Source organism: Pararhodobacter sp. SW119 (assembly GCF_017811755.1).
Taxonomy (GTDB): domain Bacteria; phylum Pseudomonadota; class Alphaproteobacteria; order Rhodobacterales; family Rhodobacteraceae; genus Pararhodobacter.
On sequence record NZ_JADDJF010000006.1, the window covers coordinates 64,251 to 83,982 of the forward strand.

Sequence of the window (19,732 nt, forward strand, 5' to 3'; positions counted from 1 at the left end):
GAAAATGTACGCTTTCGATTTCGTGAAGCCGAGCAGTATCGACGACGCCGTGAAGGCGCTGTCCGCCGAGGGGGCGCAACCCATCGCGGGCGGGCAGACGCTGATCCCGACGCTGAAGGCGCGGCTCAACGCGCCCGAAACGCTGGTCAGCCTGACCGGCATCGCCGAACTTAAGGGGGTCTGCCGCGACGGCGACGTGCTTGTCATCGGTGCCGGCACCTCGCATGCCGCGGTGGCGCGGGACGCCGCCGCGGAATTTCCGGGCCTGGCAGCACTGGCCCTGCAGATCGGCGACCCGGCGGTCCGCAACCGCGGCACGCTGGGCGGCAGCATCGCCAACAACGACCCGGCGGCCTGCTATCCCGCCGCGGTCCTAGCGACAGGCGCGACTGTGGTGACCGACCGGCGAGAAATCGCTGCGGACGATTTCTTCCAGGGCATGTTCACCACCGCGCTGGAAGAGGGCGAGATCGTCACCTCGGTCCGCTTTCCGATCCCCGAAGTCTCGGCCTATGCCAAGTTCGCGCAGCCCGCCTCGCGGTTCGCGCTGACCGGTGTCTTTGTCGCCAAGTTCGCCGAGGGCGTACGGGTCGCGGTCACCGGCGCGTCGGAAGACGGTGTCTTCCGCTGGACCGAGGCCGAGGAAGCTCTGGTCCGCAGCTTCGCGCCCGAGGCGCTGGCGGATCTGCGCGTGCCCGACGGCGGCATGATCAACGACCTGCACGGGACGCCGGCCTATCGCGCGCATCTGGTCGGTGTCATGACCCGTCGCGCGGTCAAGGCCGCCAGCTGACCCAGTCCGTCCCCACCGTGCGGACCCTTGCGGTCGGCCCGGTGGGGACGCGACGCAATTGCCACAGAGGCCTGACCCCCACGACACGCGCGGGGCGGTGACTGGACCGAAGGCCCGGTTCGGGCTATGCTGCCACGCGAAAGGGGCGCAACGACCCCGAGCGAAGAGGCAGCGATGGATTATCCCGAGCGGTTCGCGCATCTGCCGGACTATGCGTTCCCGCGTCTGCGGGCCCTTCTGGATGCGCATTCGCCGGGGGGCACGCCGATCGCCATGACCATCGGCGAGCCGCGCCACGCGATGCCCCCGTTCCTGGCCGAGGTCCTGAACGATGCGTTGGACGGCTTCGCGCGTTACCCCAGCAACGACGGCACCCCCGCCCTGCTGCAGGCCATTTCGGACTGGATCGCGCGCCGCTACGATGTCACCGTCCCCATCGACCGGCTGATGGTGCTCAACGGCACGCGCGAAGGGTTGTTCAATGCCGCGCTCGCGCTTTGCCCCGAGCGCAAGGCCGGCGCGCAGCCCGTCGTGCTGACGCCGAACCCCTTCTACCAGGTCTATGCCGTGGCCGCGCTCGCCGTCGGCGCCGAGCCGACCTATGTCTCGGCCACCGCCGAGACCGGTCATCTGCCCGACTACGCCGCCCTGCCGGCCGAGGTGCTGGACCGGGTGGCCATCGCCTATCTCTGCTCGCCCGCGAACCCGCAGGGGTCGGTCGCCGACCGCGCCTACTGGCGCGATCTGCTGGCGCTGGCCGAAAAGCACGATTTCCGCATCTTCGCCGACGAATGCTATTCCGAGATCTGGCGCGACACACCCCCGCCCGGCATCCTCGAGGTCGCGGCCGAGGTCGGCGCCGACCCCGAGCGTGTTCTGGCCTTCCATTCGCTCTCGAAACGATCGAACCTGCCGGGCCTGCGCTCGGGTTTCGTCGCCGGCGGTCCCGAGAGTATCCGCCGCATCCGGCAACTGCGCTCCTACGCCGGGGCGCCGCTGCCCGAACCGCTGCAGGCCGTCGCCGCCGCCGCCTGGGCGGACGAGGCGCATGTCGAGGCAAGCCGCGCACTCTATCAGGAAAAGTACGCCATCGCCGACGAGGTGTTCGCCGGGCTGAACGGATACATGGCGCCGCAGGCCGGATTCTTCCTCTGGCTTCCGGTCGAGGATGGCGAGGCCGCGGCGCTGAAGCTCTGGCGCGAAACCGGCGTGCGCGTGCTGCCCGGTGCCTACCTTTCGCGCGAAACCGGCAGACAGAACCCCGGCCAGGGTTTCATTCGCGCCGCCCTTGTCGCGCCGCCAGATGAAATGCGCGCGGCGCTGACCCGCCTGCGCGGCTGTCTTTATTCGTAACCGAGGTTCTTCATGGCATCCTATCACAGTCCCCAGCGCGAGCCCCTTCTGGACCGCCAGGTGCAGGCGCAGCTGACCCGGCGCGGGCGGGAACTTCTGGGACTGGCCCTGATCGCGCTCGCAGCGCTCCTCGGACTGGTGCTGTGGACCTATGCGCCCGAGGATCCGGGATGGATGGCGGCGACCGACGGCCCCGTGCAGAACGCGCTTGGCCGGCCGGGCGCAACCGTGGCCGCGCCGGTCGTGCTGATCGCCGGGCGGGCCGGATGGGGCATCGTCGTGGCGCTTTCGGTCTGGGGGATACGGCTGATCCTCGACCGTGGGGTCGCGCAGATCCCGACACGGGCGATGGTGCTTCCGATCGCGATCTGCGTGACAACGCTCTGGCTGGCGTCGCTGGTGCCGGGTCCGGGCTGGGCGCTGGATTTCGGACTGGGGGGGATGTTCGGCGACACGCTCCTGGGGGCGATCCTGACCGCGTTGCCGATCGGATCGGCGCTGGCCCTGAACCTGCTGACGCTGACCCTTTTCCTGGCGATGGTGGCGATCTGGATGCATGTCCTCGGCCTCAACCGGCAAGAGATCGTCGCGCTGGCGCGGGCGTGGTTGCGCGGCCTCGTGCTGGCCTACGCCATGCTGATCGCGGTGTTGACCGGCGCGATGCGCAGGTTCGCGCGCGCGATCCTTGCCTGGCAGGCACGGCGTGAAGAACGGCGCGATGAGCTGCGCGACGCGCGCAAGTTTGCCCCGCTCGACGCCACGGCCGCCGTCCCGGCGAGCATCGGGGGACGCGTCTTGCGCGCCGAACCCGCGATTTCGGTCCCGGCGGGCGCACCGGTCTTTGCGCATCGGCCAACCGGTGCGCGGATCCTGCCCTCGCCTGAAGAACCGGATCTTGCGGACGGCTCCCACGACGACGATCCTCTGATCGCGGAAGAGCGGCCCACGGGCCTTCTGGCCCGCGTCTCGGCCCTGGGTCGGCGGATGACCCTGCGCGATCCGGTCGAATCCTCGGACGAGGCGCGCATTCGCAACCGCATCACCGATGTCATCCGCGCCCGCAAGCGCGCGGTGCCGAGTCTACGGGTGGAGCCGGTGGTGCCCGGCGCATTGGCGGCGCGCACCTCGGCCCCGGATGGTGCCGCCACGCTCGACCTGGCCGAGGAAGCAGATCCCGACGACGACCTGATCGACGACGACACCGCGACAGTCCTGCGCAGTTCGGCCGATGAGGACCAGTCGCCGGCACGGCGCGTCGTGCAACCCGCGGCGCGGCGCAACACGCCCCCCTCCAGCCGCGCCCGCGCCGAGGCGCAGCCCGCCCTGCCCTTCGACACAGATCGCGCGGCCTATGAGCTGCCGCCACTCGGCCTGCTGACCGATCCGGGCCGCATCCAGCGCCTGACGCTGTCGGATTCGGCCCTGGAAGAGAACGCGCGGATGCTGGAATCCGTCCTCGATGACTACGGTGTCAAGGGCGAGATCGTCGCGGTCCGCCCCGGTCCGGTCGTCACGCTCTACGAACTGGAACCGGCACCGGGGCTTAAGGCCTCGCGCGTGATCGGTCTGGCCGATGACATCGCGCGGTCGATGTCGGCGCTGTCGGCGCGCGTTTCCACCGTGCCGGGCCGGTCGGTGATCGGGATCGAACTGCCCAACGCGCGGCGCGAGAAGGTCGTGCTGCGCGAAATCCTCGGCGCGCGGGACTTCGGCGACAGCCAGATGCGCCTGCCGCTCGCGCTCGGCAAGGATATCGGCGGCGAGCCGGTGGTGGCGAACCTCGCCAAGATGCCGCACCTCTTGATCGCCGGGACCACCGGCTCGGGCAAGTCGGTGGCGATCAACACGATGATCCTGTCGCTTCTCTACAAGCTCTCGCCAGACGAATGCCGGCTGATCATGATCGACCCCAAGATGCTGGAGCTTTCGGTCTACGACGGCATCCCGCATCTGCTCAGCCCCGTCGTCACCGACCCCAAGAAGGCAGTCGTCGCGCTGAAATGGGTCGTCGGCGAGATGGAGGAGCGTTACCGCAAGATGTCGCGCATGGGCGTGCGCAACATCGACGGCTTCAACGGCCGCGTGCGCGAGGCGTTGGCCAAGGGCGAGATGTTCAAGCGCACGGTGCAGACGGGTTTCGACGACGAAACCGGCGAGCCGGTCTTCGAGACCGAGGAATTCGCGCCCGAACTTCTGCCCTTCATCGTGGTGATCGTGGACGAGATGGCCGACCTGATGATGGTCGCCGGGAAAGAGATCGAGGCCTGCATCCAGCGTCTGGCACAGATGGCGCGGGCCAGTGGCATCCACCTGATCATGGCCACGCAGCGCCCCTCCGTCGATGTCATCACCGGCACGATCAAGGCCAACTTCCCCACCCGGATCAGCTTTCAGGTCACATCGAAGATCGACAGCCGCACGATCCTCGGCGAACAGGGGGCCGAGCAGTTGCTGGGCATGGGCGACATGCTCTACATGGCCGGCGGGTCCAAGATCATCCGCGTGCACGGCCCCTTCGTTTCCGACGAGGAGGTCGAGGACGTCGTGCGCCACCTCAAGTCCTTCGGTCCGCCGGAATACATGTCCGGTGTCGTCGAAGGGCCGGAATCCGACCGCGAAGCCGACATTGACCTGGTCCTCGGCCTCGGCGAATCCTCGGGCGATGACGCACTCTACGATCAGGCCGTGGCCATCGTCGCGCGCGACCGGAAATGCTCGACCTCCTACATCCAGCGCAAGCTGGGCATCGGCTACAACAAGGCCGCGCGGCTCGTCGAGCAGATGGAGGACCAGGGCGTCGTCACCTCGGCGAACCACGTCGGCAAACGGGAAATCCTTGTGCCCGAGGCGTGATCGCCCGCCCGGTTCCGTCCGCCTTCTCTCGCCCTATCCGAAAGATGGGATGAGTGCCCGCAACCTATTGGTGTAGTTGTAGATTTTTCCGGATTTCCGGAGTATCATGGCGCACTTCACTTCGACCACTGCCTTTCGACTTCGACCACTGCCCTTCGACTTTTAACGACGGCAGCGGCGCGGAGGCCAGAAGCGGCCCGAGGTTCGCTGCTCAATTCCGGGAGTTTTGCCATGGCCCACCCCTCGCTCGCCTGCCGGTTGGCGCTGCTGACAGCCGCGCTCGCCCTTTCCTCACCCCTCTCCGCGACCGCCCAGGTCGCCGATCCGGAAGTCCTTGCCACCGAACTGATCAGCGAAGCCGATCTCGACCGCCTTCTGGCTGATGCGGACACCCTCCGCACCTACAGCCTGCTGGCGGTCAAGCTTGGCGGCACGCTGAACTATGCCCGGCTGACCAACAACCCCTCCCCGGATCTCTGGATCAGCGGGCGCACCACGCTCTATTCCTGCGACGGCAGCGTGATCCAACTTGTCGAGTTTTGCGACGGCAGCGTTGTGCCGGCCGAACTGCGGCTGAGCCTGCAGACCACGGTCAATCCCTCGATCTGGATGGGCCTGACCTACACGACACCGAACACCAGCGAAGGCGGCAACGTCGGTGTCGCCGTCATCTCCGGCGTCAACCCGTTCGATCCGGGTACGCTGTTGCAGGGCACGGTCCTTGCCGATCTTGGCCTTGTGGTCATCAACGCTGACGATGCAACGCTGTCGATCGAGGAAATCGAGCTTGCGGGCGGGAACACCGACGTCGAGATCTCGCGGCGCAGCGATATCCCGGAACTCGCCTTCTACAGCGGCGGCCTCGTCGATGGGGATATCGAGTATCGGGCCGGCACCGCGACCGACGGATTCGGGGACCCCATCGGCATCAACGAGACGCAAGTCATCGACACGACCCTCAACCCCGGTTTCTTCACCTGCCAGTTCTGCGTGAATGCCGGTGCCATCATGGCCTTTCAGATGGCCCCTGCCCCTGCCGCGGGGCTGAGGTCGCGCGCCATCGGCGAAACCACCTTCACCTATACCGACGCTGACATCCCGCCGATTCCGCTTCCGGCGGCCGGCTGGTTGCTGCTTGGCGGGCTCGGTGCGCTGGGTCTTGTGCGGCGTCGGCGCGCCGTCCGATCGTTGGCCGCATAGCCGGCCCGTGGGCGCGCCTCAGCGATAGAGTCCGACTTCGCCACCGGGGCGCGCCAGCGTGGTCAGCAGGTCCCACATATAGCCGGCGACCGAGCGGAAGCAGACAAGCGTGAATTCCTCCTCGCCCGACCGCCAGACAGCCGCGGCGCCCTGGGCCGCACGGGTGCGGCGAATCGTGCCGACCGGGAAATCGGCGAAGTCCACCGGGCAAGCCTTCGCCAGCACGTCGCGCGCTTGCGCGCCCCGGATCGTGAAGACGGCCCGCGCGTCCGAAACCTCGGCCACGGTGGCAAACGCGTCCGCGACCGCCGTTTCCAGCGCTGCGACGGTCTCGGCGGCCTTGGCGTAGTCGAGCACGATCAGGCATTCGTCCGGTGCCATCCAGGCAACCGACGCGGCCTTGCCGATGGCAACCTGCCGCGGCTTCGGCAGGGCCAGCCCGGTGGTGTCCTTCACCGCCTTGGCGACGGCCGCGGCCGACAGATCGCCGCGCAGCGTGATCATGCCGCAGGGTCCGGCCTCGGCCAGATCGACGAGACCCGCGAACCGTGCGCCGGGCAGGGCGCTCACCGCGTCAGACATTCTGCTTCTCCCCCGCCTTGTCGTAGAAACAGGTCTCGACGATCGTCGCCGGGATCATCCGGCCGCCATCGCCCAGAAACTCGATCACTTCGCCCATCCTTTCCGGCCCGCGATGCACCAGCCCCAGCGCGATGCCGCGGCCCAGCGTCGGCGAGTGGTAGGTCGAGGTGACGCGTCCCTGCGTCTTGCGCTGGCCGTTCGCGTTCTTGCCCTCCAGCGGGCAGAGCGCGGCATGCGGCAGGACCGAACCGTCGACGGTTTCCAGCCCCACCAGCTTCCAGCGCTCGGGCGCCACCATCGCCGCGCGCTCCATCCCGCGCTTGCCCAGAAAATCGTCCTTCTTCTTCGAGATGGCCCAGTCGAGGCCCAGGTCCTGCGGGATCACCGTCCCGTCGGTTTCGTCCCCGATCATGATGAACCCCTTCTCGGCGCGCATGATGTGCAGCGCCTCGGTCCCGTAGGGCACGGCGCCGAATTCCGCGCCGGCGTCGATCAGCCGGTCCCACAGCGCCCTGCCGTGACCGGCGGGCACCGCGACCTCGAACGACAACTCGCCCGAGAACGAGATGCGGAAGACCCGCGCCGGTATCTCCGCCAGCCGCCCCTCGCGCCAATCCATGAACGGCATCGCGTCTTTCGACAGGTCGATGTCGGTGCCCAGCTGCTCCAGCAGCTTGCGCGCGTTCGGGCCGACCACGCCGATCTGGGCGTATTGCTCGGTCAGGTTGACCACATGGACCTTCCAGTCCCACCATTCGCATTGCAGCCAGTCTTCCATCCAGGCGTGCACGCGCTCTGCCCCGCCGGTCGTGGTGTGGCACAGGAACGCATCCTCAGACAGGCGCGCGACGACGCCGTCGTCGAACAGGAACCCGTTCTCGTTGCACATCAGCCCGTAGCGGCATTTGCCGGGCTTCAGCGTGCTCATCATGTTGGTGTAGAGCATGTCCATGAAGCGGCCCGCATCCGGCCCCTTTACCAGCAGCTTGCCCAGCGTCGAGGCATCCAGCAGCCCCAGGCTTTCGCGCGTCCCGCTCACCTCGCGCAGGACCGCATCGTGGCGGCTCTCGCCCGGTTGCCGGTAGCAATAGGGCCGGCGCCAATGGCCGACGGGTTCCCAGTCGGCGCCGTTTTCGGCGTGCCAGTCGTGCAGCGGCGTGCGGCGCAGCGGCTGGAAGAGGCCCCCGCGCGCCTCGCCGGCAATGGCCCCCATCGAGACCGGGGTGAAGGGCGGGCGGAACGTGGTGGTGCCGACCTGCGGGATCGGCCGGCCCAGGGCATCGGCCAGAATCGCAAGGCCGTTGATGTTGCTCAGCTTGCCCTGGTCGGTCGCCATGCCCAGCGTCGTGTAGCGCTTGGCGTGCTCGACCGATTCGTAACCCTCGCGCGCGGCCAGCTGGATGTCCGACACCTTCACGTCGTTCTGCGGATCGAGCCACATCTTGCTGCGCAGCTTGTAGGTGGCGCGCACAGGCATCATCCAGACCGGGGCGAGCGGTTCCTCAGCCGTATCCTCGGCCCCCGGCGCGGTCGATTTCTTCGCGCCGGCGGCCGTCAGCCCGGCGGCATGGGCATCGGCCAGCACCGTGCCGGCCCGCATCTCGCCATTGGCGCTGCCCGCGGCGATCACGAACCCCTGCCCGTCATGGCCCAGCGGCGGGCGGTCGGGGTCCGGGCGGAAGGCGGCCTGCCCCTCGTCCCAGGTCAGCTTGCCGCCGCAATGCGACCACAGGTGCACGACCGGCGACCAGCCGCCGGACATGGCGACCGCGTCGCAATGGATGCGCTCGCTGGCCTCGGCCCCGTCGCTCTCCTGCGGGCAAAGCTCGACCGCGGTGACGCGCTTGCCGCCCTCGACCCGGCGGATGGCGGTACCGGTCGCCACGCGAATGCCGCGCGCGCGTACCGCTTCGGGCAGCGCGCCCTTCGCCTCGGACCGGGCGTCGATCACGGCGCGCACGGTCACGCCCGCGTCGTGAAGCGCCAGCGCCGTGCGATAGGCGTCGTCGTTGTTGGTCACCACCACCACGCGCCGGCCGGGTGCCACGCCCCAGTTCACGGCATAGTCGCGCATGGCGCTGGCCAGCATGACGCCCGGAATGTCGTTGCCGGCAAAGGAAAGCGGGCGTTCGATGGCGCCGGTGGCAGTGATCGTCCGGCCCGCGCGCACACGCCAGAGCCGGTGGCGCGGCTTCTCGGCGCCGGGTTCGTGGTCTGCCACGCGCTGATAGGCCAGCACATAGCCGTGGTCGTGCACCCCCGCGCCCATCGTGCGGGGCAGCAGCGTCACGTTCGCCAGCGCCCGCAGCGCCGCGATCTGCGCCGCCACCCAGTCACCGGCGGGTTGCCCGTCGATGACCGCGCCATCGACTGGCGCGCGGCCGCCCCAATGCGCGTTCTGCTCGCACAGGATCACGCGGCGACCGGCCTCCGCCGCTGCACGCGCCGCCGCGATCCCGGCGATCCCGCCGCCGATCACCAGCACATCGGCAAAGGCGTAGACCTGCTCGTAGCGGTCGGCATCGACAGTCTCGGCCTCGGGGGCGCGGCCCAGTCCCGCAGTGCGGCGGATGAACGGCTCGTAGACATGCTTCCAGAACGGGCGGGGATGGATGAACATCTTGTAGTAGAAGCCCGCCGACAGAAAGCGCCCGAAGGCGTTGTTCACCACGCCGACATCGTGCTCCAGGCTCGGCCAGTGGTTCTGGCTGACCGTCTTCGCCCCGGCGTAAAGTTCGGTCGTCGTTGCGCGCTGGTTGGGCTCATACCGCTGCCCCTTGCCCAGGCCCAGCAGCGCGTTCGGCTCCTCGGCACCCGCGGCGACGACGCCTCGCGGGCGGTGGTACTTGAACGACCGACCCACCAGCATCTGGTCGCCGGCCAGAAGCGCCGAGGCCAGCGTGTCGCCCGCGTAGCCCTGCATCCGCTTGCCGTTGAAGCTGAAATCCAGCCGCGTGCCACGGTCGATCAGGCGACCGCCCTTTTCCAGACGATGGCTCATGCCCAGCCCCCCCATTGCGGCCGGCGGGCCTTGATGGTGTCGATCACGTCTTTCGGCGGTTCGCTCACCTGCGCGGGATAGGTCGCGAACACCTCCAGCGTCACGGTGCAGCGCGCGGCGATGAACCACTTGCCGCAGCCATAGGCGTGGCGCCAGCGCTCGAAATGCACGCCGCGCGGGTTCTTGCGGTTGAACATGTAGCCCTCGAAGGCGGCATCCTCGGAGCCGGGGCCGAACCGCTTCAGATGTGCCTCGCCGCCGTTGGCGAATTCGGTTTCCTCGGCGGCGACGCCGCAATGGGGACAGGTCAGCAAAAGCATGGACGAACCTTCGTCTGCGAACGGGCGGGTTGCGGACAGCAGAAATCCGGGCGCGGCGCAGGGGCCGGCCCGGACAAGGGGGATGCAGGGGCGGGACGTGCCCGCGCGTCAATCAGGAAGTTCGATGGTGATGCTGGCCTCGTTCCGGCCGAACATGTTGCCGTCGGTCGCAATGTACCAGACGAGGCCGGCGACCACGACGACCACCGCACCAAGGATGAAGCCGAAGGCGCCGCGCCCTCCAGACCCAGGTTGTGCCATTTGCTACTCTCCGTGTTTTCGTGCCTTTTCAAGGCAACACGGGCAGCACGGACGCGGTTCCCTACGGGCCATTCGGACGTGGCGTCGCGGACGGGTTCGGCCGGCAGCGTGGCCGACCGAACCCGGCTTGCGTCAGTCGAGCGGGGCCGTCCCCCCGGTCGCGGGCGCGCCAGATCCGTCAGTGGGCGCAGTGCCCGTGCCGGTTCCAGTGCCCGTGCCGGTTCCAGTGCCCGTGCCGGTTCCGGTTCCAGTGCCGGACGGGGCCGTTTCACCGGCTGCCGGTGCGGTCGTGCCAGGTGATGTTGCCGGGGCGGTCTGATCGGACGTACCGCCGCCGCCGAACAGCATGAACAGCACCAGCGCCGCGACGATGACGCCGCCGACGATGAGCGCGATTCTGCCGTAGCCGCTGTCCTTTGCCTTCGCGTCATTGTGAACATTCGACCGCGACGACGCGGGCGGTTCATTGTGGACATGCGAATGGCGGGCGACGTCCGGTCCATGGGCCGGATTCGGGGTGCTGGTTGCCGGGTTGCTGGCTGCGCGCGGGTCGCGTGGCTCGCGCGGCGGGAGGCGGGTGTCGTGTTCAGTGGCCATTTTCGGTACTCCGTGGTGTTTACGTTCACCTTAGAAACACACGCGTGCCGTGTCTCGTTCCGGATAGTTTCGCCCCGCCGGCAAATGATCGCCGATCCGCCCATCAATGCGCCACCCCCGCGGCGACGCTTTCGTCGATGAACCGCCCTTCGCGGAAACGGTAGAGGCTGAACGCCTCGGACAGCGGCCCCGGTTCGCCCTTGGCGATCAGTTCCGCCATCGCCCAGCCGGACCCGGGAATCGCCTTGAACCCGCCGGTGCCCCAGCCGCAGTTGATGAAGCAGTTGCCCAAGGGCGTTTTCGAGATGATGGGCGAGCGGTCGCCGGTCATGTCGACGATCCCGCCCCATTGCCGCAGCATCTTCAGGCGCGACAGCATCGGGAAGGTCTCGATCAGCGCGCGCACCGTCTCCTCGACGTGCATCCAGGACCCGCGCTGGGTGTAGTTGTTGTAGTGATCCGCGCCGCCGCCGATCACCATCTCGCCCTTGTCGGACTGGCTCATGTAGCCGTGCACGGTGTTGGCCATCACCACCACGTCCATGCAGGGCTTGATCGGCTCGCTGACCAGCGCCTGCAGCGCCACCGATTCCACCGGCAGCCGGAACCCCGCCATGTCGGCCAACGCGCCCGAATGCCCCGCGACCACGATCCCCAGCTTCTTGCAGCCGATGTCCCCCTGCGTCGTCTGCACGGCCGAGACCTTGCCGTCCACCGCCTCGACGCCCGTCACCGCGCAGTTCTGGATGATGTGCATCCCCATGTCCGAACAGGCCCGCGCATAGCCCCAGGCGACCGCATCGTGGCGCGCCGTGCCCGCGCGTTCCTGCCAGAGCGCGCCCAGCACCGGATAGCGCGGCCCGTCCAGCCGGATGATCGGCACCAGCTTCTTGACCTCGGCCGGGCCGATGAAGCGCGTCTCCACCCCCTGCAGCGCGTTCGCCCGCTCGGTGCGCAGGTAGCCGCGCACCTCGTGCTCGGTCTGCGCCAGCATCATCACCCCGCGGGGGCTGAACATGATGTTGTAGTTCAACTCCTGGCTCAGCGTCTCGTAGAGCCCGCGCGCCTTCTCGTAGATCGCCGCCGACGGGTCCTGCAGATAGTTCGAGCGGATGATGGTGGTGTTGCGCCCGGTGTTGCCGCCGCCCAGCCAGCCCTTTTCCAGCACCGCGACATTGGTGATGCCAAAGACCTTGCCCAGGTAATACGCCGTCGCCAGCCCGTGCCCGCCGGCGCCGACGATCACCACGTCGTAGGACTTGCGCGGCAGCGGCGAGGCCCAGGCCCGCTCCCACCCCTTGTGCTGGCGCAGGGCCTCGCGGGCGATGGCAAAGACCGAGTAGCGTTTCATGCGGCGCGCCCCTTCCGTCGCGGCCGCCCGCCGGACGGCCCGTTGCGGCTCTATTGGCGTGCCGGCGCGGTCCGGCCATGCCTGCAAGCGGCAGGTCCCGGCGAAAACCGACATCGCGGCCCCCCTGCGCGCAATCGCCGCGTCCCCGCAACCGGAAGGCCGCGGGCATGGGCACGAAAAGATGACGCGGGCGCGACCGCAAACCGCAGCCCGCGCGCTTTCGCGCCCCCCCGCAACGCGCTAGAAGGGCCGCAGAAGACGAGGAGCAAGATGGATCTCTGGCTGTTTCTGCTGCCCGCCGCGGTGATCGTGCTGATCGTGGCGACGCTCATCGCCTTGGGCTTCCTGCGCGGGGCCGAGGCGCGGGCCGGCACCAGCACAGCGCCCGCGCCCAAGCGCGAGATGCAGGTCTACGCCGCGCAACTGCGCGAGATCGAGCGCGATCTGACGCGCGGCACCGTCACCCCCGAGGAAGCCGAGCGCCTGCGCACCGAGATCGGCCGCCGCCTGCTGGACGCCGATCGCGCCAAGCGGGTCGACATCGGCCGGGCGCCGCCGTCCATGCGCACGCTGGGACTGGCCCTGATCCCGGCGGTCGCGATCCTCGCCGCGGTGCTCTATTGGCGCGAGGGGGCGCCGGGCTATCCCGACCTGCCCCTCGCCCAGCGCCACGCCGAGGCGACCGAGATGCGCGCGGCACGCCCCAGCCAGGCCGAGCTTGCCGCCGAATGGGCCGCCAACCCGCAGCGCCCGCAACCCGGCGAACCGGACGCCGAATTCGCAGCCCTGCTGGAACGCCTGCGCGAAGCGCTGCAGACCCGCCCGCTTGATGTCGAAGGCCACCGCCTGCTGGCGCGAAACGAGGCCAATATCGGCAATATCGCCGCCGCCGCCGAAGCCCAGGCGCAGGTCGTCGCGTTGCAGGGTGACGAGGCGCCGGTGCCCGACCTGGTGCTTCTGGCCGAATTTCAGGTGATCGCCGCGGGCGGCGTCGTCTCGCCGGAGAGCGAGCAAGTGCTGGAACGCATTCTGCGCCGCGATCCCACGAACGGGCTGGCGCGCTATTACACCGGGCTGATGTTCGCCCAGACCGGCCGGCCCGACCTGACCTTCCGCCTCTGGCGCGGTTTGCTGGATGACAGCCGCCCCGACGCGCCCTGGGTGCCGCATCTGCGCGCCACGCTGCCGGAACTGGCGGAGGTCGCGGGCGTTCGCTACACGCTGCCGCCGGCCCAGGCCACCGGCGCGCGCGGCCCCTCCTCCGCCGACATGCAGGCGGCGATGGACCTCGACCCCGAGGAACGCGCGGCGATGATCGGCGGCATGGTCGAGGGGCTGGCGGCGCGCCTCGCCGCCTCGGGCGGCCCGGCCGAGGATTGGGCGCGCCTGATCGCCGCCCTGGGCGTTCTGGGCGAACAGGACCGCGCCCGCGCCATCTGGGCCGAGGCGCAACGCCTCTTCGCCGACCAGACCGAGGGGCTGGCCCAGATCCAGGCCGCCGCACGCGGCGCCGGCGTGGCGAACTGACCGGTGAGCGTCCACGGCGATCTGGACGCCTTCGCCGTGGCCCTGCCGGCCGAGGGCGTGCTGGCCGGGCTCGACCTCGGCACCAAGACCATCGGCATCGCGCTGTCGGACACGCGCCAGTCCGTCGCCTCGCCCCACCACACGATCCGCCGGCGCAAGTTCACCCTCGACGCGCAGGAGCTGCTGGAAATGCTCGCCCTGCGCCGGGTCGAGGGGATCGTGCTGGGCCTGCCGCTCAACATGGACGGCAGCGAAGGGCCGCGCTGCCAGTCCACCCGCGCCTTCGCCCGCAACCTGTCGCGGCTGACCGACCTGCCCATCGGCTTCTGGGATGAGCGGCTTTCCAGCTTCGCCGCCGAGCAGATGCTGATCGAGGCCGGCACCCGCCGCGCCCGCCGCGACGAGGTGATCGACAAGGTCGCCGCCAGCATCATCCTGCAGGGTTTTCTGGACCGTTTGGCCGAAATGCGTCGCTGACAGGCTGGACAGGTGCCGCCGCATCCCTATGTTCGGCCGGACGACGCGCAGGGGTGCAAGTGTCCCGAGGTAGAGCCATGAACGACCAGTCGACCGACCGGATCTGGAAGCGGGACGAGATCGAAAGCCCCTGCGTGAAGATCTGCGTGATCCATCCCGCGTCGCGCATCTGCACCGGCTGCCACCGCACCCTGGACGAGATCGCCGCCTGGACCCGGATGAGCGCGGACGAACGCCGCGCGGTGATGACGGCCCTGCCCGAACGCGCGAGCTTTCTGCGCCAACGCCGCGGCGGCCGCGCCGCGCGCCTCGACCGCGGCCGCGACTGACCAGCTTCTCCCTAACCGCCGCTTGACCATCGAACGGACCTGACCGAACCGATCAGTCGGATCGGTCCGGATGCAGACCGCCGCTCTCGCTCGGCACCCCTACCGGCCCGCCGTAGACCCCGAAACTGGGCCGCACGCCGGGTCCCAATCCTTGACGAATTGCGATCCGACCGTTCGGAACTGCCATACGTTTGCCATACGCTTGCCAGCCACTTGCCATACGCCTGCCAGCACCCTTGCCGGCGCCCGCCGACGGCGTTTTCAGGCCTCGGCGTCGACCGGCTCCAGCCCGCACCAATCCGCGATGAAAAGCGCGATCGTTTGCGTCACCCGCTTCAAGGACGGCAGGCTCACCCGCTCGTCGAAGCCGTGAATCGCCTCCGACAACGGCCCGTAGACCAGGCAAGGCATGCCCGCGTAGATCACGAAAACCCGCCCGTCCAGATAGCCCGGCGTGGTGAAGCTTTCGAGCGGCGCGCGATAGGCCCGCATATGCGCATGGGCCAATGTTTCCTCGGCTTCGCTGCCTTCTTCCAGCACGTAGCCGCGGGCGAAAAAGCCGTTCCAGGTGACCGTCGGCGGGCTGTTCGACAGGAACGGATCGTCGCCCAGATCCTGCCGCAGATGCGCCTCGATCTCGGCCGCGCGGGCCGCCGGGTCGTCGCCGGGATAGATGGCGATGCGGCACTGCATCTTGCACCACGCCGCCACGGTCGAGGCCCAGTCCCCCCCCTCGATCCGCCCCACGTTGAAGTTGATCGGATGCGCCAGATCCTCGAAGTACCGATGCTCCGGCGCCTCCGCATTCCACCGCGCCTCAATCTTGCGCAAACTCTCCGCCACCCGATGCGCCGCGTCGATCGCGTTGACGCCGCTGCCGGCTTCGCGCACATGCACGGGCCGCCCGCTGATCGCCACCTCGAACCACAGAACACCCAGATTGGCGCGCACCAGCTTGTCGTCTTCGGGCTCGGGGATGATGGCGGCATCGGCGGTGTAGCCCGCGACCAGGCAGGCCAGAGCGCCGTTGCCGGTGCATTCCTCCTCGACCACGGACTGGACATGCACCCGCGCCGCCGGCTGAAAACCCAGTCTTTTCAACGCATCCAGCGCGGCCAACGTGGCGATCAGCCCCGCCTTCATGTCGCCCGACCCGCGTCCGTACAGCCAGTCGCCTTCAAGACGCGGATCATAGGGCGGGGTCGTCCACATCTCGGCTGGGCCTTCGGGGACGACATCGATATGGCCGTTGAGGATCAGCGAACGCCCCTTCGCGCTGCGCGGCTCGTGCGTGGCGACAAGGCTGGGCACCTGCGAGGCATGTTCGGAAATCGGCGAAAAGCCGGGATGGTCGCGCAGTGCCTGCGTGTCGGTTTCCACCTCCTCGACCCGGTAGCCGCGCGCCGCCAGTTCGGTTGCCATGAACGCCTGCGCCGCGCCTTCCTCATTGCGGCGCGACGGCAACGCGATCAGCTTCTGCGTCAGCGCGATCTGGTCGTCGAACCGCGCCTCGACCGCTGCGAGTATCTCCTGCGTCAAGTCCTGCACCACCTACTGCCCCACCACTTTCTTGAGCGCTTCTTCGTATTCCTTACCGGGCACCGCATCCAGCAGGCTGCGGGTATAGGGATGCTCGGGCGCCATCAGGACACGGTCCGCCGGTCCGATCTCCACCACCTTGCCGTGCTGCATGACCATGATCCGGTCGCAGACCTGCGCCGCGACGCGCAGGTCGTGGGTGATGAACAGCATCGACAGGTTCAGCCGCTCCTTCAGATCCGCCAGCAGGTCCAGAACCTGCGCCTGGATCGACACGTCCAGCGCCGACACGGCCTCGTCGGCGATGATGATGTCGGGATCCAGCGCCAGCGCGCGGGCAATACCGATGCGCTGCCGTTGGCCACCCGAGAATTCATGCGGAAACCGATCTACCGCCGATGCGTCCAGCCCAACCAGCGACAGAAGCTCACGCGCACGCGCCAGCGCCTCACGGCGCGGGGTGCCATAGGCGATCTGCCCTTCGCTTAGGATACGACCCACCCGCGCCCGTGGGTTGAGTGACGAGAATGGGTCCTGAAAGATCATCTGGATCTTGCGCCGGTTCGCGCGCAGATCAGCCCCTCTCAGTTTTGCCATATCGACCCCGGCCATCTCGACCGTGCCGCTGTCGGGTTCCAGCAGGCGGACGAGCGCGCGCCCGCAGGTGGATTTCCCCGAACCGGATTCACCCACGATGCCGATTGTCTCGCCGGTATAGAGATCGAAGCTCACATCATCGAGCGCGCGCACCACGCGCGGCTTGGAAAAGAACCCGCCGCCAGTGGTGAAGACCTTGGTCAGACCATCGACCTTCAGGATCACCGGGGCTTCGGAAAAATCGTGCTTCTCGCCGGCGACGATGCCCGGGATCGCGCGCACCAGCTTTTGCGTGTAGGGATGCTTCGAGCGCAGGAGGACGTCATCGACGCTGCCCTGTTCGACGATCAGGCCCTTTTCCATCACGATCACCCGGTCAGCGATGTCGGCGACAACGCCGAAATCATGGGTGATGAAGATCACCGCCATGCCTCGCTTCTGCCGCAGATCCTCGATCAGCTTGAGGATCTGCGCCTGTGTCGTGACGTCCAGCGCCGTAGTCGGTTCGTCGGCGATCAGGATGCGCGGCTCCAGCGCCAGCGCCATGGCGATCATGACGCGCTGGCGCTGCCCGCCCGACAGTTGGAACGGATAGGCGCGGATCGCCTTCTCGGGGTCGGGCAGTTGCACTTCGCGCAGCAGTTCCAGCGCGCGTTTCTGCCGTTCGCCGGGGCTGAGCAGGCCATGCGCCTCGAACACCTCGGCGATCTGAGCGCCCACGCGCATCAGCGGGTTGAGCGCGCTCAACGGCTCCTGGAAGATCATGCCGATGTCGCGTCCGCGAACCGCGCGCATCTGGTCCTCGGTCTGGCCCAGGATATCCGTCCCGTCGAAGACGATCTCGCCCTTGACCGGCCGCACCCCCTCGGGCAGCAGGCCCATGACCGCGTTCGCCGACATCGACTTGCCCGAACCGGATTCGCCGACGATGCACAAGATCTCACCGGGGGCGAGGTCGAAGTCGATCTGCTCGACCGCATGCGGGCGGTCGGCGCCCTTGGGCAGCGCGATCGCCAGATCCTTGATCTGCAGAAGGCTCATTCGCTTCTCCTCGTCAGGCGGGGATTCAGCGCATCGTTCAGCCCTTCGCCGATCAGGTTGAGCGCCAGCACCGTCAGCAGGATCGCAATCCCGGGGATGAACGAAAGCCACCAGGCCGTGCGCAGCACCGTGCGCGCCGCGCCGATCATGTAACCCCAGGACATCACGTTGGGATCACCGAGGCCCAGGAACGAAAGCGAGCTTTCCAGAAGGATCGCGGTCGCCACCATCAGCGACGCCAGCACGATGATCGGCGGCAGCGCGTTGGGCAGCACTTGCCGCAGGATGATCTGCAGGTTCGTCTGCCCCGACAGGATCGCCGCCTCGACATACTCGCGCGTCCTCAGGCTCAGCACCTCGCCGCGCACAAGGCGGGCGACAGGGGGCCAACTGACGATGGCGATGGTCAGGATGATGTAGAAAAGCGAGGGCTGAAAGATTGCCAGCAGCACGATGGCCAGCGCGAAGCTGGGGATCGTCTGGAAGAACTCGGTAAAGCGCATCAGCGCGTCATCCACCCATCCGCCGAAAAATCCCGCCAGCGCCCCGATCGGTACGCCGATCAGCAACGCCACAACTGTCGAGACAAGCCCAACCATCAGCGACACCCGCGCACCATGTATCAGCCCGATCAGTACGTCACGCCCGACGGCATCGGTGCCCAGCGGCACCCCATCGACGGCGAATGGCGGCAGGAAGGGCCGGTTGACCATGCGCCACGGACTCTGTGGAAAGAACATCGGTCCGAGAACGGCAACCAGCACCACAAGCAGCAGGATGATAAGCCCGATCACCGCGCCATGGTTCTGCGCGAAGCGTTTCCATGCCTTAATCATTGCGTGATCCTTATCCGGGGATCGACGAGGACATAGATGATGTCCGTGATCAGGTTGAACAGCAGGACCATCGCCGCCGAGACGAAGAAGACGCCCAGAAGCACGTTGTAATCGCGCTGGTTGATCGCCTCGAACATCAGGCGGCCGATGCCGGGCCAGGCGAAGACCGTCTCGGTCAGCACCGCGCCGCCGACGATCTGGCCCGCCTGCAGGCCGGCCAGCGTGATCACCGGCAAAAGCGCGTTGCGCAGGATGTGCCGGCGCTGGATCACGCGGGGTTTCAGCCCCTTGGCTCGCGCCGTCTTGACGAAATCGAGCCGCGACACTTCCAGCATCGAGGCGCGGGTCATCCGCATGTAGACAGCGGTGAAAAACAGGCCCAACGTCGTCGCCGGCAGGATCAAGTGGCGCCCGATGTCGATCACCCGCTCGATCCCGGTGTAGTTCGCACCAACCGTTTCGTAGCCGAAGCCCGGCAGCCAGCCGAGGACGACCGAGAAGAGCAGCACGCTCATCAGTGCGATCCAGAAGAGCGGTGTGGCGTAGAACAAGAGTGCCAGGGTAGAGATGATCGTGTCGCCCCAGCGCCCCTGACGCGCGGCGGCGGCGACTCCCGCGATCACGCCCAGTATGATCGAGATGAAGAAGGCGGTGCCGGTCAGCAGCAGCGTCGCGGGCAGGCGGTCCCACAGAAGCTCGGCCACCGGCATGCCGCGCCGGTAGGAATAGCCAAGGTCCAGCTGGATCGCGCCCTTGACGTAGATCCAGAGCTGCACGAGGAACGGCTGATCCAGCCCGAACCGACGGCGAAGATCTTCAAGAAACTGCTCGTCCGTCGCGCCGGCCTCGCCGGCCATGACCGCTGCAGGGTCGCCCGGCGCCATGTGGATGAGGGTGAAATTCAGCACCAGGATGGCCAGCAGGATCACCACTGCCTTGACCAGCCGGGCGAGAATGAAACGGATCACGGCCGCGACCTCCTTGCGTCAGGGGACGCCTCGATCAGGCAATTGGCACGCTTGGAGATGTCGGCGGTGCCGGGGCCTGATGGGCGGCAGGGGCAGGCCTCGGGCGG

General features: G+C 68.0%; 17 protein-coding genes. 7 read left to right on the forward strand and 10 right to left on the reverse strand.

What is annotated here, in order from left to right; all coding sequences use genetic code 11:
* Positions 1-4: 4 nt before the first annotated feature.
* The 4 genes from IM708_RS05800 to IM708_RS05815 all read left to right on the forward strand — a co-directional run bounded on the left by IM708_RS05800 (position 5) and on the right by IM708_RS05815 (position 6,199).
* Positions 5-793 (forward strand): xanthine dehydrogenase family protein subunit M, encoded by a 789-nt coding sequence (locus IM708_RS05800; protein WP_209425387.1) that lies wholly within the window; start codon positions 5-7, stop codon positions 791-793.
* 174 nt (positions 794-967) lie between these two features.
* Positions 968-2,146 carry an aminotransferase class I/II-fold pyridoxal phosphate-dependent enzyme gene (locus IM708_RS05805; protein WP_209425388.1) on the forward strand — a complete coding sequence of 393 codons (1,179 nt, stop codon included), beginning with the start codon at positions 968-970 and terminating at the stop codon, positions 2,144-2,146.
* 12 nt (positions 2,147-2,158) lie between these two features.
* A complete protein-coding gene (locus IM708_RS05810; RefSeq protein WP_209425389.1) occupies positions 2,159-4,999 on the forward strand; it encodes a DNA translocase FtsK 4TM domain-containing protein in 2,841 nt (946 codons plus the stop codon).
* Positions 5,000-5,230: 231 nt separating this feature from the next.
* Positions 5,231-6,199 carry a VPLPA-CTERM sorting domain-containing protein gene (locus IM708_RS05815; protein WP_209425390.1) on the forward strand — a complete coding sequence of 323 codons (969 nt, stop codon included), beginning with the start codon at positions 5,231-5,233 and terminating at the stop codon, positions 6,197-6,199.
* Positions 6,200-6,217: 18 nt separating this feature from the next.
* Here IM708_RS05815 and IM708_RS05820 read toward each other — a convergent pair whose 3' ends face one another.
* The 6 genes from IM708_RS05820 to IM708_RS05845 all read right to left on the reverse strand — a co-directional run bounded on the left by IM708_RS05820 (position 6,218) and on the right by IM708_RS05845 (position 12,311).
* Positions 6,218-6,781, reverse strand: a complete 564-nt coding sequence (locus IM708_RS05820) for a sarcosine oxidase subunit gamma family protein (RefSeq protein ID WP_209425391.1) — start codon at positions 6,779-6,781, stop codon at positions 6,218-6,220.
* On the reverse strand, positions 6,774-9,782 hold the full coding sequence (locus IM708_RS05825; protein WP_209425392.1) for a sarcosine oxidase subunit alpha family protein: 3,009 nt from the start codon (positions 9,780-9,782) through the stop codon (positions 6,774-6,776). Before IM708_RS05825 ends, IM708_RS05820 begins: the two co-directional genes overlap by 8 nt.
* A complete protein-coding gene (locus tag IM708_RS05830; protein ID WP_209425393.1) occupies positions 9,779-10,102 on the reverse strand; it encodes a sarcosine oxidase subunit delta in 324 nt (107 codons plus the stop codon). The genes IM708_RS05825 and IM708_RS05830 overlap by 4 nt, the downstream gene beginning before the upstream one ends.
* Before the next feature lie 108 nt (positions 10,103-10,210).
* On the reverse strand, positions 10,211-10,363 hold the full coding sequence (locus IM708_RS05835) for a hypothetical protein (protein WP_209425394.1): 153 nt from the start codon (positions 10,361-10,363) through the stop codon (positions 10,211-10,213).
* A 132-nt stretch (positions 10,364-10,495) separates the two neighbouring features.
* Positions 10,496-10,960 carry a hypothetical protein gene (locus IM708_RS05840; RefSeq protein WP_209425395.1) on the reverse strand — a complete coding sequence of 155 codons (465 nt, stop codon included), beginning with the start codon at positions 10,958-10,960 and terminating at the stop codon, positions 10,496-10,498.
* Between the two features lie 103 nt (positions 10,961-11,063).
* The gene (locus IM708_RS05845; protein ID WP_209425396.1) at positions 11,064-12,311 is read right to left on the reverse strand and encodes a sarcosine oxidase subunit beta family protein; all 1,248 of its coding nucleotides are present in this window, start codon (positions 12,309-12,311) and stop codon (positions 11,064-11,066) included.
* A 270-nt stretch (positions 12,312-12,581) separates the two neighbouring features.
* Here IM708_RS05845 and ccmI point away from each other — a divergent pair, with 270 nt between their 5' ends.
* The 3 genes from ccmI (at position 12,582) to IM708_RS05860 (ending at position 14,644) form a co-directional block, all read left to right on the forward strand.
* Positions 12,582-13,838, forward strand: coding sequence for a c-type cytochrome biogenesis protein CcmI (ccmI, locus tag IM708_RS05850; RefSeq protein WP_209425397.1), 1,257 nt, complete (start codon positions 12,582-12,584; stop codon positions 13,836-13,838).
* A gap of 3 nt (positions 13,839-13,841) precedes the next feature.
* A complete protein-coding gene (gene ruvX / locus IM708_RS05855; RefSeq protein WP_209425398.1) occupies positions 13,842-14,315 on the forward strand; it encodes a Holliday junction resolvase RuvX in 474 nt (157 codons plus the stop codon).
* Between the two features lie 77 nt (positions 14,316-14,392).
* Positions 14,393-14,644, forward strand: a complete 252-nt coding sequence (locus IM708_RS05860) for a DUF1289 domain-containing protein (protein ID WP_209425399.1) — start codon at positions 14,393-14,395, stop codon at positions 14,642-14,644.
* 261 nt (positions 14,645-14,905) lie between these two features.
* Here the strand turns inward: IM708_RS05860 and IM708_RS05865 are convergent, their stop codons facing one another.
* Genes IM708_RS05865 through IM708_RS05880 form a run of 4 tightly spaced genes read right to left on the reverse strand, consistent with a single transcriptional unit; the run spans position 14,906 to position 19,625 of the window.
* Entirely contained in the window at positions 14,906-16,195 is a 1,290-nt protein-coding gene (locus IM708_RS05865; protein WP_209425400.1) for an ArgE/DapE family deacylase, read from the reverse strand.
* On the reverse strand, positions 16,196-17,821 hold the full coding sequence (locus IM708_RS05870) for an ABC transporter ATP-binding protein (RefSeq protein ID WP_209425401.1): 1,626 nt from the start codon (positions 17,819-17,821) through the stop codon (positions 16,196-16,198). It lies immediately after the preceding gene.
* The gene (locus IM708_RS05875; RefSeq protein WP_209425402.1) at positions 17,818-18,657 is read right to left on the reverse strand and encodes an ABC transporter permease; all 840 of its coding nucleotides are present in this window, start codon (positions 18,655-18,657) and stop codon (positions 17,818-17,820) included. Before IM708_RS05875 ends, IM708_RS05870 begins: the two co-directional genes overlap by 4 nt.
* Positions 18,654-19,625, reverse strand: a complete 972-nt coding sequence (locus IM708_RS05880) for an ABC transporter permease (RefSeq protein WP_209425403.1) — start codon at positions 19,623-19,625, stop codon at positions 18,654-18,656. Before IM708_RS05880 ends, IM708_RS05875 begins: the two co-directional genes overlap by 4 nt.
* Positions 19,626-19,732 lie beyond the last annotated feature (107 nt).

Excerpts from the sequence above, each read along its gene's own strand:
- IM708_RS05800 (WP_209425387.1), top strand. The coding sequence starts at position 5 with ATGTACGCTTTCGATTTCGTGAAGCCGAGCAGTATCGACGACGCCGTG.
- IM708_RS05805 (WP_209425388.1), top strand. The coding sequence starts at position 968 with ATGGATTATCCCGAGCGGTTCGCGCATCTGCCGGACTATGCGTTCCCG.
- IM708_RS05810 (WP_209425389.1), top strand. The coding sequence starts at position 2,159 with ATGGCATCCTATCACAGTCCCCAGCGCGAGCCCCTTCTGGACCGCCAG.
- IM708_RS05815 (WP_209425390.1), top strand. The coding sequence starts at position 5,231 with ATGGCCCACCCCTCGCTCGCCTGCCGGTTGGCGCTGCTGACAGCCGCG.
- IM708_RS05820 (WP_209425391.1), bottom strand. The coding sequence starts at position 6,781 with ATGTCTGACGCGGTGAGCGCCCTGCCCGGCGCACGGTTCGCGGGTCTC.
- IM708_RS05825 (WP_209425392.1), bottom strand. The coding sequence starts at position 9,782 with ATGAGCCATCGTCTGGAAAAGGGCGGTCGCCTGATCGACCGTGGCACG.
- IM708_RS05830 (WP_209425393.1), bottom strand. The coding sequence starts at position 10,102 with ATGCTTTTGCTGACCTGTCCCCATTGCGGCGTCGCCGCCGAGGAAACC.
- IM708_RS05835 (WP_209425394.1), bottom strand. The coding sequence starts at position 10,363 with ATGGCACAACCTGGGTCTGGAGGGCGCGGCGCCTTCGGCTTCATCCTT.
- IM708_RS05840 (WP_209425395.1), bottom strand. The coding sequence starts at position 10,960 with ATGGCCACTGAACACGACACCCGCCTCCCGCCGCGCGAGCCACGCGAC.
- IM708_RS05845 (WP_209425396.1), bottom strand. The coding sequence starts at position 12,311 with ATGAAACGCTACTCGGTCTTTGCCATCGCCCGCGAGGCCCTGCGCCAG.
- ccmI (WP_209425397.1), top strand. The coding sequence starts at position 12,582 with ATGGATCTCTGGCTGTTTCTGCTGCCCGCCGCGGTGATCGTGCTGATC.
- IM708_RS05860 (WP_209425399.1), top strand. The coding sequence starts at position 14,393 with ATGAACGACCAGTCGACCGACCGGATCTGGAAGCGGGACGAGATCGAA.
- IM708_RS05870 (WP_209425401.1), bottom strand. The coding sequence starts at position 17,821 with ATGAGCCTTCTGCAGATCAAGGATCTGGCGATCGCGCTGCCCAAGGGC.
- IM708_RS05875 (WP_209425402.1), bottom strand. The coding sequence starts at position 18,657 with ATGATTAAGGCATGGAAACGCTTCGCGCAGAACCATGGCGCGGTGATC.